Origin of the sequence: Avibacterium paragallinarum (genome assembly GCF_900450705.1) — a bacterium.
Taxonomy (GTDB): domain Bacteria; phylum Pseudomonadota; class Gammaproteobacteria; order Enterobacterales; family Pasteurellaceae; genus Avibacterium; species Avibacterium paragallinarum.
Genome location: NZ_UGHK01000002.1, coordinates 606854 through 619049 on the forward strand (window position 1 = coordinate 606854; position 12196 = coordinate 619049).

The following is a 12196-nucleotide window of genomic DNA, read 5'->3' on the forward strand; positions in this document are numbered from 1 at the left end:
ATTGCGCAAATACTATCGCAAATAATAGGGATAAATATCTAATTTTCGTGATCGAACTCACAAAAATAAACTTAAATGAATTTATTTTTTAAATTGTAATTAATCGTGATTTATCTTCTAGTTTAGAGTATCCACAAAATTATCATCGAGGAGGAATCGATTATGGCAAAACTAGAATTACGCAATATCACCAAGAAATTTGGTGATTTCTATGCAGCAAATAATATTTCGTTTAGTGCTGAAGAAGGTGAATTTGTTACCTTGCTCGGCCCGAGTGGCTGTGGAAAAACCTCGCTCTTAAAACTAATTGCAGGCTTTCATAAGGCTGACGAGGGCGAAATTATCATCGGTGATCGCCCAGTGAATAACATTCCACCTGAAAAACGTAACACGGCGATGTGTTTTCAATCCTATGCCCTTTTTCCGCATTTGAACGTTTCGCACAATATTTGCTACGGCTTGAAACAGAAAAATGTGCCGATTGATGAGCAAATCGCCCGTTTAAATGTGGCATTAAAGCAAATGGATTTGGAAACACAAAAGTTGAAACTGCCCTCTGAGCTTTCAGGTGGTCAGCAACAGCGTGTGGCATTAGCAAGGGCAATGGTAACCCGCCCTGATGTGATTTTATTTGATGAGCCATTATCAAACCTTGATGCCAAATTGCGGGAAAGCGTGCGTTTTGAAATCAAACAGCTTTCTCATCAATACAATCTTACTAGTATTTATGTGACCCACGATCAGGCGGAAGCCCTGTCGATGTCCGATAAAATCATTGTGTTGAATAAAGGGCAAATCGAACAAATCGGCACGCCACAAGAGATTTATTACCAACCGAAAAATCGCTTTATTGCCGATTTTATTGGCGTGGCAAACATTACTAAAGCAAACGTCAAACATTGGCAAGAGGATCTCTATCAAGTGGATTCCTTATGGGGCAAATTTATTGTGCAATCCGCTCACAAGCCTGTGGCTGAGAATATTTATATTTGTTTTCGTCCTGAAGATGCGATCCCTTGCGAAGCGGATAGCAATGTGGAGAACAAATTCAGTGTCAAAGTGCTACAAACCGCCTTTATGGGCAATATGACTGAAGTGCAAGGCTTAGTTACTTCAGGTTTGCCAAATGAGAAAGTGCGGTTGCAATTAACCAAATTTTCGCCGTTGTTAAATCAATCAGAAGAATTATTTTTCACCCTCGCACGCAATGCCATTCGTTTCTTGGAGGCAGTATGAAATCGGTAAAACAAGATCTCAAGGCTTGGCTACTGTTAAGCACAGGGCTTGGCACGATTTTATTATTAATGGGCTCAACCTTTTATTTGGTGGTGGCACAAAGTTTCGGCTTACAAAATATGTATGGCGACCCCTCGCATTTCACCTTGGATTATTGGCAAGAAGTGCTGAGCAACCCGATTTTTCATAAATCCTTTTGGTATTCCGTGCGGGTTTCCTTCCTCGGAGCGTTGCTGTCGATTTTGGTCGCCTACCCTATCGCCTTATGGCTACGTAACCCAATGAAAGGCAAAGAATTTATCATCACCTTTTTCCGTATGCCAATGCTCGTACCGGGCTTAGTGGCTGCCTTTTTGTTTATGAATATGATTTCCTATCACGGTATTTTAAACGAAACACTGGTTTGGCTCGGCATTTGGCAAGAACCAAAATCCCTACAAAATGACAGCTTCGGCTGGGGCATTGTGATTTTGCAAATGTGGAAAAATATTCCCTTTGCGTTAATTTTGGTTGGCGGAGCGGTCAATTCACTAAAAAGCAATCTGTTTGATGCTGCGTCAAATCTAGGTTCAACCAGTTGGCAACGCTTTATTTATGTGATCTTTCCTCTCACGCTCGGGGCGGTGCAAGTGTCCTTTATTTTGATTTTTATCGGGGCATTGGGCGATTTCGCCTTTTACAGCATTGCGGGTCCGCGTGATACCTACTCTCTCGCTCGCTTTATGCAAATGAGTGCCTATGAATTTGAGGAATGGAACCAAAGTGCAGTGCTGGCAATGGTGATAATGCTGACTTCTGCCCTTGCCTCCGTTCTCATCACCTTAATTATTCGTCCATTATCTGTTAAACGAGGAGCGGTAAAATGAACAGAATCCAAAGTAACAACACCCGTTTAATTAACCGTATCGTACTCATCTTTTTTGTAGTGGTGAATTTTGTTTGGTTGGTGTTGCCTTTCTTAATGGCTGGGCTGTGGTCGCTGGTTGATCCGCAACACCCTTGGAGCTATCCCGACATTTTCCCACCTGTGCTGTCTTTTGAGCGTTGGCATTATGTGTGGGAAAACACCGCCCTGAAAGAAGCAATGTTGAATAGCTATACCATTGCACCGATTGTTTCTTTAATCGCCATCACGCTTGCCTTGCCAACAGCTTATGCCTTTGGACGAATGGAGTTTCGTGGTAAAAAAATTGCCGAACTTATTACCTTAATTCCTTTGGTGATCCCTGGAATGCTCATTGCACTATTCTTTAGTGCGGTGTTAATTCAACTCAACATTAGCAATCCAATGATCGGCATTATTATCGGGCATACGGTAATGACCTTGCCTTATGCCATTCGTATTTTATCTTCGGGCTTTTCCGCCGTGCCACAAGATTTAATTGATGCCAGCCGTGATCTCGGTGCGTCAAAACTCACCACCTTTAAAGATGTGTATCTGCCGATGCTCAAGCCTGCGTTTTTAGCCTCTATTATTTTCTGTTTAGTGAAAAGTCTTGAGGAATTTAGCATTTCTTTTGTTATCGGCTCGCCGGATTTCATTACCGTGCCAACCATTTTGTATTCATTCTTAGGCTATTCCTTTATCCGACCGAATGCGGCGGTGGTGTCGATTATCTTATTAATTCCGAATGTTATCTTGTTACTCATTATCGAGCGTTTATTGAAAGGTAACTATTTATCACAATCCACAGGCAAAGTGATCTGCCCCCAAAAAGTTAGACTATATTCTAATTTCATTCAAGGACTGAGTTCTGTATTCCACAGGGCTTAGTCCTTTGAGCTTCACTTGAATACGCTCATTGTCGTAGTAATGAATGTACTCGTGAATCACTTTTTCAAGCTGTTCAAAGGTTTCAAACCGCTTGCCAAAGTAACATTCCGTCTTCAATCGCCCGAAAAAGCTTTCCATCGCACCATTATCAAGGCAATTGCCTTTTCTCGACATACTTTGCGTAATACCGTGTTTTTTCAATATCTCCCGATAACCCATCATTTGATACTGCCATCCTTGGTCGGAATGCAGTATCGGTTTTTCCCCCGCTAATCGGTTCACCGCCTGGGTCAACATTCTAGTTATCTGCTCAAAATTCGGACTTCTCGCCACATCATAAGCAATAATTTCGTTATTAAACAAGTCTTTAATCGGCGATAAATACACTTTGCCTTCCGCACATTTGAACTCGGTGATATCCGTTACCCACTTCTCATTCGGCATCGTTGCCGTAAAATCCCGTTGCAACAGATTATCGGCAATGTGTCCCACTTTGCCTTGGTAAGAACGATATTTTTTCTGCTTACTTTTTCCTTTTAACCCCAAACGTTGCATTATCGCTTGCCCCCTTTTGTGGTTGATAATCAAGTATTTCCTTAATTCCAAGGTAATTCGACGATAACCATAATTTTCGTCATTTTTGCGATAAATTTCCTCTATTTTCTGTGAAATCGCTACATTTTTATCCGACTTTGGCTTGAGATGATAAAAGAACGAACTGCGTGCCAATCCGATTAGCCTGAGTAACAATTCCAACGGGAAACGCGAGCGTAAGGCATTTACGATGACGGCTTTTTCTGCATTTTTTGTTGGTTGAGTTCCTGCAACTTTTTTAGCATTGCATTCTCCGCTTCTAATTCCAAAATTCGGTAACGCAAGCGTTCTTCTTCTGTTTTGGGCGTTGGTGGCATTTTAGGTGAGTTGAGTTTCATACTTGGACGACCTTTAGGTTTGAGTAATAACCCATCTATACCTTGTTTTTCAAAGCGTTGCAACCATTGACTAATTATCCCTGAACTGGGGATATCAAAGCGAAAGCAGGCGGCTTCAGCGGAGCACTGGCCTTTTTTGATAGCTTGAATAACCTTTAATTTAGGGGCTGTCCTAGATAACAACTAAAAAATCTATTTAGGTTAGAATGAACCAATGAGAAAAAGTCGTCTAAGTCAGCACAAACAAAATAAACTCATTGAGCTATTTGTTGCAGGTGTTACTGCAAGGACAGCAGCAGAGTTAGTCAATGTAAACAAAACGACTGCCGCATATTACTTTCATCGTTTATGCCAACTCATCTATCAAAACAGCCTTCACTTAGAGATGTTTGAAGGTGAAATTGAAGCCGATGAAAGTTATTTTGGCGGTGCTCGCAAAGGCAAACGTGGTCGTGGTGCGGCAGGGAAAATTGCGGTATTCGGGCTTCTCAAGCGCAATGGCAAGGTTTATACCGTTGCGGTTCCAAATACGCAATCTGCCACCTTGTTACCCATTATTCGGGAGCAGGTAAAGCCTGATAGTATTGTTTACACCGATAATTATCGTAGTTATGACGTGCTTGATGTGAGTGAATTTAGTCATTTTCGTATCAATCACAGCACACATTTTGCTGAAAATCATAACCACATTAACGGAATTGAGAATTTTTGGAGCCAAGCAAAACGCCATTTACGCAAATTTAATGGTATCCCAAAAGCGCATTTTGAGCTTTATTTAAAGGAATGTGAATGGCGTTTTAATTACAGCAACATAAAAAGTCAAATTTCTATTTTAAAACAATTGGTTAAAGGGAGTTTAGTCTAGTTATCTAGGACAGCCACTTAATTTAAACTCAACAGAATAATATCGTTTTTTACCTAACACAGCTAATCCATTGATTCCATTATGATTAAATTTCGCAATCCAACGTGCTAACGTGCTTTGGGGAAGCTGAAAATACTGGCGAGTAAGCGAACGGTTTTTTCCATTTTGATGATAAAAGTCGAGCACTTGTTGTTTGAAACGTTGAGTATATTTAGTCATAAAAAATCTGCACCTTAATCAGTTGGTTATTTAGTCCAACTTTTGGGGTGCAGATCAAGAAAACACCGCACTTTTTGCTCTGAGAGATAAAATTTTATCGTCAATTATTCAAATAAATTCTTATGCAACGCACGCACTACATCATCGGCTTGTTCGCTTTTCACGAGCATACAAATGTTGTTTGTGCTTGCTCCGTAGCTTACCATACGGATATTGTAGCTTTCTAAGGTGCTGAAAATTTGTTTTGCAATGCCTGCAGTAACGTGTAAATCATTTCCCACTAATGCCACTAAAGATAAGCCTGTATCCACTTTCACGCTGGAAACTTCTCTTAACTCAGCCAGTAATTCAGGGGAAAGCATTTCTGCGCCTGAAGAGGCTGAGCCTGTTTTATCTAAGGTGAGGGCAACACTCACTTCAGAAGTGGTGATCGTATCAACGGAAATTTTATGTTTAGCTAAAATATTGAAAATATTTGCTAAAAACCCTTGTGCGTGTAGCATACTGAGGCTAGAGAGCGTAACCAAGGTTTGATCACGGCGTAAGGCAATGGCTCGGAATGTTGGACGAGGTTGGGGATCTTTGGTTACCCAAGTGCCGCCGTCTTGTGGTGCTTTGCTTGAGCCAACGAATACAGGAATATTACTACGCACAGCAGGCAAGAGGGTGGCAGGGTGAAGCACTTTTGCTCCAAAAGTTGCCATTTCAGCCGCTTCAGCGAAGCTCATTGTGTCAATACGTTTTGCCGCTGGCACAATGCGAGGATCGGTGGTGTAAATGCCTGCCACATCTGTCCAAATTAGCACATCTTTTGCGTTTAGCACTTCGGCAAGTAACGCGGCGGAATAGTCGCTACCGCCACGCCCTAAGGTGGTGGTTTTGCCTTGTGGATCACGACCGATAAAGCCTTGCGTGATAATCATTGTGTCATCATCTTGGGCGAGTAGTGGCTTGAGTAATTCATCGCTATTTTTTTGCGTTTGCTCATCATCAGGTGCAGCTTTGCCGAAGTGGCTGTTAGTGGCAACAATGGTACGCACATCAACCCAAGTGGCTTTTGCCCCTAGCTCTTTTAGCACTTGCACGAAAAGCAAGGTGGACATCATTTCCCCTTGGCAAATTAATTCGTCCGTGAGGGCTGGTGAAGTGGCAACACAGGCTGCTTCGGCAAGGGTTTCAATATGTTTCAAAATCTCTTCAATTTTTGCCCGCACTTCGCTGTCGTCTTTTAATTCTGCCAGAATATTTTCTTCAATTTGACGGACATCTGTGAGTAATTTTGCCCGCTCTTCCGCTTCTTTGCCATTGGCAAGAGCAACTAATAAGTTGGTGATCCCTGCCGAAGCGGAAAGCACCACGACGCGAGTATGGGGATCGGCGATCACAATATCCGCACAAGCACGCATTGCCGCGTGGTTCGCAACACTTGTACCACCAAATTTTGCCACTGAGAGATGAGCCATAATTTTCCTTCCTATAAATGTTGTATTTGAGAATTTATCGTCATTCAAAGTTAAAATGACAAGTTTAAACGTAAAGGGTTATAGAAATAACGATTTCACTAAATTTTGTCAAATTATACGCGATAAATCTAAATAAAAAACCATTTTTAAAATCGTTTTTTAAAAAATTTATGCCGAATAATTGAATAATATTTAATTAAGGGCGTGAGAGATAATCCCCCGTGCCAATCCACTTGTATGAGGTGAGTGCTTCCAGCCCCATTGGTCCGCGTGAATGCAGTTTTTGCGTACTCACTGCCACTTCCGCTCCCAGCCCAAATTGCCCGCCGTCAGTAAAGCGGGTGCTGGCATTCACATACACCGCCGCACTGTCCACTTGATTAATAAATTGTTGGGCAAGGCGTTGTGAGCTGGTTAAAATCGCATCGGAATGTTGTGTACCATTTTGGTTAATAAAGGCGACGGCGTGATCAATATCTTTCACGATCACCACATTGAGATCAGGCGATCCCCATTCTTGGTGCAAATCCTGTTCCTGTAAAGGCATCACTTCTGCTTGGGTTTGGCTCAAAATAGCAAGTGCGGTGGGATCTGCGTGGTATTTTATGCGTTGTGCTGCCTCAGCATTGGCGAGCATTGGCAAAAATTGTGCTGCGATACTTTCTTGCACAAGCAAGGTTTCGAGCGTATTACAGGTGCTTGGTCGCTGGGTTTTGGCATTGCAAATCACGCCCACCGCACGGGGTAAATCCGCACTTTCTTCTACGAAAGTATGGCACACGCCAACGCCGCCGATGATAACAGGAATGGTAGAATTTTCTTTGCAAAGCTGATGTAACCCCGCACCGCCTCTTGGAATGAGCATATCCACATAGCGATCCAATTTCATTAATTGCATTACCAAATCACGATTAGGATCGGTAATCGCCTGCACTGCATTTGGCGGTAAATTTGCTTGAATGAGGGCTTGTTGCACCACGTCCACCAAAATTTTATTGGAATGCTGAGTTTCCTTGCCGCCGCGTAAAATCACCGCATTTCCCGTTTTTAAACAAAGACTTGCCACATCAATGGTGACATTTGGACGGGCTTCGTAAATGGTTGCCACCACGCCCAAAGGCACGCGTACGCGTTCAAGTTTTAAGCCACTATCCAATGTGCCACCGTCGATAATTTTTCCAACGGGATCAGGCAGCGAAACAATATGACGCACGTCTTGAGCAATGGCGTTTAAGCGTTCTGGCGTGAGTAATAGGCGGTCGATCAAGGCTTCAGATAAACCATTTTGCTTGGCGATTTCAATATCCTTGCGGTTTTCCGCTAAAATTTGCTCCGCTTGCAAGATTAATTGTTCCGCAATGCACAATAGGGCGTGATTTTTTTCTTTTTCGCTACATTGTGCCAAGATGAATGCCGCTTGTTTGGCTTGTTTGCCCATTTCTACTAAGTTCGTCATTGGTGATCGATCCTATTTCATTTTGGTTGGAAGTTTGTCATCGCGTTGTTTTTCGGCAATTTCTTGTTCTTGATAATCAAACACAGGCAAATGCCACTCAAAGCGAATGGCTAGCAGCCGAATTGTAAATCCACAAATGAGGGTGACGACGACAACAAGGCTATGGTTGAGATTTAACTGTTGTAAGCCAATATAAATACTTGCGGCGAGCAATGCAACACTGGCGTAAAGTTCTTTTTGGAAAACTAATGGAATGCGATTGCATAGCAGATCCCGCAACACGCCGCCGAATGCCCCTGTGATAATGGCAGCGATGATGGCAATGATAAAACTATGCCCCATATCTAACGCAATTTGCGTGCCGATAATGGAAAATACGATTAAACCTAGTGCATCTAAAACCAAAAAAATGGTGCGGAAATAACGCATAAAATGGCGGATAAAGGGGGCGATCACCACCGTCAGCACAGCGGCACTGGCAACAATAATAAAATAGTGTGGATTTTTCACCCAGCCAAGGGGATAATGCCCCAACAGCACATCTCGCACCGAGCCGCCGCCAATGGCAGTCATTGAAGCGATGATGACCACGCCGAAAATGTCCATTTTCTCCCGACCCGCTGCCAAAGCGCCCGTAATGGCTTCCGCAGTAATGCCGACAATATATAAGATACTCAGTAGCATAAGCCCCTTCATTAAAGTGCGGTGAGTTTTTCACCCTATTTTAGGCGGATAAACAAGAAAAACAATGGATTGCGTGCAAAATGAGAAAAAATAAGCAGAATTTTGACCGCACTTTTAAATTTCTGCATAATGTGCAGCTTATTTGGATAAAAAGGAAAAATTATGTCAGATAGCCAATCTTCAGCACACCGCGTTGCTCTTAGCCTTGTTCCACTCGCTTTATTGCTCGCGGTGGATTGCTTCGCGTTATTTTTACAAGGGCAGAGCAAAGCCATTTCTCATTTCACTCTTGCCGCGTTCACCGCTCAGCTCTTATGCGTGCTGGTTTTTCACAAAGGACAAATTTGTAACGGACAGCGTTCCCGCTTAATCAGCGTGAATAATGCCTTTTTGCTGTATTGGGGATTTTGGTTATTGATTAGCCTTTTTTCCAACTATCATTATGTGCTAACGGATATGGCAAGCCTGTGCGGAATTGGGCTTTCCATCGCTATTTGCTTTCAGCCTGCTGAGCCAACATTACGCCGCTCAATGCTCATTCTTGCCACTTTACTTGGTTTATTAGGCGTTGTCGTCTATGGGCTAATGTTCACCCAACTCCCTTGGCTTGGTTTATTGCCTTATAACCCGTTCGAACAGCTTTTGCTCGGCGTGATTTTAGCCAATTTATGCCTCGTTATTTCCAAAAATCGCTTGCAAGGGTTTATCGCGTTGCTACCGTTAATGATGATAGTGTTGTTACTGCTGAACGCAGTGCTATCCATTGTTTTGGTTTATCTCGCAACACAGAGTGCGGTGGTTTTTGGCAATGAATTTTCACTCGGCTTATATTTCTTCCTGCATTTAGTGCTTACCGCAATCATCGCTCTGCCTATCTTAACCAAGAAACCTCTGAGCTATTACGCGTTGATTTTTCTACTCTTTATTGGCTTAAGCTTGCCTATTTGGGCGAATTTTAGTTTGATTGCACAGACGGCGTAATCATAACGTTATTTCATAACTGGTTAATTTTAAAGATAAAGATGCCATTAATAGCAAAAGTAAATTCGCTTACTTGAAAACAGGTTTACTTTCAGATTGGTTATCGGACTTATTTTCAGAAGAGCATTCTTGGTTTTGACAAGTAGAGGGATTAACGTCTATCAATCAGTATTTTTTGTGAAAACGCTAAAAGAATATGTTAGTTCAAGATGGGGAAAACTGTTTGACTGTTGGAAACATTTCAAGGGAAGCATATAAAAATACGCGTCATTTAATACGGCTTGTTGTGCAAAAAATAGCACGAAATAAAGCGATATTTAACTGGTCTGAGCTGTTGTTATTGGGTGGGATTTTGTTTGCTGTATAGAACGCCTTTCTTTATAATTAAGGCGATTAATAATCCTATTTAGACACCATAAAAACGAAAGGGTTCAACAATGACAACAAAAAATTTTTTGACTAAAACATTTCTTTCTTCTGCGTTATTAGCTGTAGCAGGTGGGGCTCAAGCTGCCGCATTCCAATTAGCCGAAGTATCAAGCTCTGGTCTTGGGCGTGCCTATGCGGGGGAAGCCGCAATCGCAGATAACGCTTCTGTGGTCGCTACCAACCCCGCGTTAATGACCCTATTTAAAACCAACCAATTTAGTGCAGGTGGGGGTTATGTGGATTCAAAAATTCGGGTTGATGGAACAGTAACGGCTACGCAAGTTCCTCTTCTACAAGGTCAACAACCTACAGCGTTAGCTAAGGGAAATCTGGCTAATAACGATGTCGTTCTGGGTGCATTTGTACCAAATATGTATTTCGTTGCTCCAATAAATGATCAGTTTGCGATTGGAGCTGGAATGAATGTGAATTTTGGTTTAAAAAGTGAATATAACTCAGATTATGATGGCGGCATTTTTGGTGGAAAAACAGATTTAACTACTATTAATTTAAATTTAAGTGGTGCATATCGTGTAACACAAGGTTTAAGTTTTGGTGCAGGGTTAAATGCAGTGTATGCGAAAGCCAAACTTGAACGTAATGCTGGGGTTCTTGATGATGCCTTAGAAAAATATTCACAGAGCTTAACTGCGAAACGTTCATCATTTGCTGCGGTGGTTACCGCACGAAGTAATGCAGTTACTAAAACAACATCGGTTGTTCGTTTGCAAGATAAAAACGCGTGGGGATTTGGCTGGAATGCGGGCTTAGTTTATGAATTTAATGAAGCTCATCGTCTTGGTTTTGCTTATCATTCTAAGGTTGATATTGATTTTAAAGATGGCACCGCTGTTGGTAATAGCCAAACAGGATCAGGCGGTTTGACTTTACATTTACCAAGCTATTGGGAGTTCTCAGGCTTTCACCAATTAACGGATGATTTTGCATTACATTATAGCTACAAACGCACCAAATGGAGTCGTTTACAAAACTTACACGCAACATTTGATAACGGAAGCAAAGCGTTCCATAAAGATCTTAATTACCGCGATGCTTCACGTTTTGCATTAGGTGGCACTTATAACGTGAATGAACAACTTGTCTTGCGTGCAGGTATTACTTATGACAAGGCAGCGGGAAAGGCAACGGCGGCGATTCCTGACACAAACAGAACTTGGTATAGCTTAGGGGCGACTTACGCATTTACACCAAATCTTTCTGTTGATTTTGGTTTTGCCCACTTACGCGGTAAAAAAGTTCACTTTACTGAAGAGGAGATGGTAGGCACAATCAAAATTGAAGCGGATTACACTTCAAAATCCAGTGCCAACCTCTACGGTTTAAACTTAAATTACAGTTTCTAATTTTATTACGAAAAACCTATCCATTTGGGATAGGTTTTTTCTTATATGCCTATTTGCACTATGCAATCTAACCGTTTAAAATGTATCCATTGAGAGGCGGAGTGGTTATAAATGTTTAATTTAACGGCTAAGCATTTTAAAGATGATTATCTTTATCGTTTTTTCCAATATGGCGAATTACATAGCAAAATTCCGATGACGTTAAGCAAAGTCTTAGCAAGAAAATTGGATATGATAAATGCCGCAGAAAATCTAAATGATTTGCGTAGTCCACCTGCTAACCGTTTGGAATTATTAGAACCTAAAGAAAATAAACGTTATTCCATTCGAGTGAATAAACAATATCGTTTAATATTCCACTTTGATAATGGCGAGCTTTCTCAACTTTATCTCGATCCTCATCGTTATGATTTATAAGGAGAAATGATGTTCTCAACGCAACGTAAGCCCACTTCGGTAGGAGAAATTCTGCAAGAAGAATTTTTACTTCCGCTTAATCTTAAAATCAATGACCTTGCCGAAATTCTTGATGTTCACCGTAATACGGCAAGCAACTTAGTGAGTAACCATTCTAAAGTAACCTTAGAAATGGCAGTCAAATTAGCAAAAGCTTTTGGAACAAGCCCTGAGTTTTGGATAAATCTACAAAATGCTGTAGATTTGTGGGAGCTTAACCATAATGATCGTTTTCAGCAGAGTTTGAGTAAAGTAAAGATTGCTCATTATCCCCCAGCATTTTCCGTATAATGAAAAGTGCGGTATGTTTTTCACACTTTTTCGATAAGGAAGCACA

The 12196-nt window shown here is 41.6% G+C and carries 11 protein-coding genes and 2 pseudogenes; 8 read left to right on the forward strand and 5 right to left on the reverse strand.

From position 1 onward, the window contains the following. Nucleotides 1–162: 162 nt before the first annotated feature. From DXZ23_RS07655 to DXZ23_RS07665, 3 genes are read left to right on the forward strand one after another with little or no spacing between them, the layout of a single operon-like run. A complete protein-coding gene (locus DXZ23_RS07655; RefSeq protein WP_017806028.1) occupies nucleotides 163–1236 on the forward strand; it encodes an ABC transporter ATP-binding protein in 1074 nt (357 codons plus the stop codon). Further along, a complete protein-coding gene (locus DXZ23_RS07660) occupies nucleotides 1233–2102 on the forward strand; it encodes an ABC transporter permease (RefSeq protein ID WP_017806027.1) in 870 nt (289 codons plus the stop codon). The genes DXZ23_RS07655 and DXZ23_RS07660 overlap by 4 nt, the downstream gene beginning before the upstream one ends. After that, nucleotides 2099–3010 (forward strand): ABC transporter permease, encoded by a 912-nt coding sequence (locus DXZ23_RS07665; RefSeq protein ID WP_017806026.1) that lies wholly within the window; start codon nucleotides 2099–2101, stop codon nucleotides 3008–3010. Before DXZ23_RS07660 ends, DXZ23_RS07665 begins: the two co-directional genes overlap by 4 nt. On the opposite strand, the pseudogene DXZ23_RS07670 reads toward DXZ23_RS07665, so the two are convergent. Next, a pseudogene (locus DXZ23_RS07670) lies at nucleotides 2960–4104 on the reverse strand (IS3 family transposase); the annotation flags it as partial. The gene DXZ23_RS07665 and the pseudogene DXZ23_RS07670 sit on opposite strands and share 51 nt — an antisense overlap. 52 nt (nucleotides 4105–4156) lie before the next feature. Here DXZ23_RS07670 and DXZ23_RS07675 point away from each other — a divergent pair. Continuing rightward, a complete protein-coding gene (locus DXZ23_RS07675; protein ID WP_017805439.1) occupies nucleotides 4157–4807 on the forward strand; it encodes an IS1595-like element ISHpa1 family transposase in 651 nt (216 codons plus the stop codon). A gap of 15 nt (nucleotides 4808–4822) precedes the next feature. On the opposite strand, the pseudogene DXZ23_RS07680 reads toward DXZ23_RS07675, so the two are convergent. From DXZ23_RS07680 to DXZ23_RS07695, 4 genes and pseudogenes are all read right to left on the reverse strand, one after another. Beyond that, a pseudogene (locus DXZ23_RS07680) lies at nucleotides 4823–5026 on the reverse strand (helix-turn-helix domain-containing protein); the annotation flags it as partial. A gap of 104 nt (nucleotides 5027–5130) precedes the next feature. Then, a complete protein-coding gene (gene lysC, locus DXZ23_RS07685) occupies nucleotides 5131–6489 on the reverse strand; it encodes a lysine-sensitive aspartokinase 3 (RefSeq protein ID WP_017805611.1) in 1359 nt (452 codons plus the stop codon). Between the two features lie 196 nt (nucleotides 6490–6685). Then, nucleotides 6686–7945: a glutamate-5-semialdehyde dehydrogenase gene (gene proA / locus DXZ23_RS07690; protein ID WP_017806025.1), complete on the reverse strand. Its 1260-nt coding sequence runs from the start codon at nucleotides 7943–7945 to the stop codon at nucleotides 6686–6688. Nucleotides 7946–7957: 12 nt separating this feature from the next. Next, nucleotides 7958–8629 carry a trimeric intracellular cation channel family protein gene (locus tag DXZ23_RS07695; RefSeq protein WP_017806024.1) on the reverse strand — a complete coding sequence of 224 codons (672 nt, stop codon included), beginning with the start codon at nucleotides 8627–8629 and terminating at the stop codon, nucleotides 7958–7960. A 162-nt stretch (nucleotides 8630–8791) separates the two neighbouring features. Between DXZ23_RS07695 and DXZ23_RS07700 the strand changes: the two genes are divergently transcribed. The 4 genes from DXZ23_RS07700 (at nucleotide 8792) to DXZ23_RS07715 (ending at nucleotide 12150) form a co-directional block, all read left to right on the forward strand. Continuing rightward, complete coding sequence (locus tag DXZ23_RS07700; protein ID WP_017806023.1) at nucleotides 8792–9610, forward strand: HI_1241 family integral membrane domain; 819 nt, start codon at nucleotides 8792–8794, stop codon at nucleotides 9608–9610. Between the two features lie 437 nt (nucleotides 9611–10047). Continuing rightward, nucleotides 10048–11403: an outer membrane protein transport protein gene (locus DXZ23_RS07705; protein WP_035695748.1), complete on the forward strand. Its 1356-nt coding sequence runs from the start codon at nucleotides 10048–10050 to the stop codon at nucleotides 11401–11403. Between the two features lie 111 nt (nucleotides 11404–11514). Next, nucleotides 11515–11820, forward strand: coding sequence for a type II toxin-antitoxin system RelE/ParE family toxin (locus tag DXZ23_RS07710; RefSeq protein ID WP_017806021.1), 306 nt, complete (start codon nucleotides 11515–11517; stop codon nucleotides 11818–11820). A gap of 9 nt (nucleotides 11821–11829) precedes the next feature. Further along, a complete protein-coding gene (locus tag DXZ23_RS07715; RefSeq protein WP_017806020.1) occupies nucleotides 11830–12150 on the forward strand; it encodes a HigA family addiction module antitoxin in 321 nt (106 codons plus the stop codon). Nucleotides 12151–12196: the final 46 nt, after the last annotated feature.

What these genes read in the sequence shown, in the direction of transcription:
- DXZ23_RS07655 (WP_017806028.1), top strand. Translation starts at nt 163, where the DNA reads ATGGCAAAACTAGAATTACGCAATATCACCAAGAAATTTGGTGATTTC.
- DXZ23_RS07660 (WP_017806027.1), top strand. Translation starts at nt 1,233, where the DNA reads ATGAAATCGGTAAAACAAGATCTCAAGGCTTGGCTACTGTTAAGCACA.
- DXZ23_RS07665 (WP_017806026.1), top strand. Translation starts at nt 2,099, where the DNA reads ATGAACAGAATCCAAAGTAACAACACCCGTTTAATTAACCGTATCGTA.
- DXZ23_RS07675 (WP_017805439.1), top strand. Translation starts at nt 4,157, where the DNA reads ATGAGAAAAAGTCGTCTAAGTCAGCACAAACAAAATAAACTCATTGAG.
- lysC (WP_017805611.1), bottom strand. Translation starts at nt 6,489, where the DNA reads ATGGCTCATCTCTCAGTGGCAAAATTTGGTGGTACAAGTGTTGCGAAC.
- proA (WP_017806025.1), bottom strand. Translation starts at nt 7,945, where the DNA reads ATGACGAACTTAGTAGAAATGGGCAAACAAGCCAAACAAGCGGCATTC.
- DXZ23_RS07695 (WP_017806024.1), bottom strand. Translation starts at nt 8,629, where the DNA reads ATGCTACTGAGTATCTTATATATTGTCGGCATTACTGCGGAAGCCATT.
- DXZ23_RS07700 (WP_017806023.1), top strand. Translation starts at nt 8,792, where the DNA reads ATGTCAGATAGCCAATCTTCAGCACACCGCGTTGCTCTTAGCCTTGTT.
- DXZ23_RS07705 (WP_035695748.1), top strand. Translation starts at nt 10,048, where the DNA reads ATGACAACAAAAAATTTTTTGACTAAAACATTTCTTTCTTCTGCGTTA.
- DXZ23_RS07710 (WP_017806021.1), top strand. Translation starts at nt 11,515, where the DNA reads ATGTTTAATTTAACGGCTAAGCATTTTAAAGATGATTATCTTTATCGT.
- DXZ23_RS07715 (WP_017806020.1), top strand. Translation starts at nt 11,830, where the DNA reads ATGTTCTCAACGCAACGTAAGCCCACTTCGGTAGGAGAAATTCTGCAA.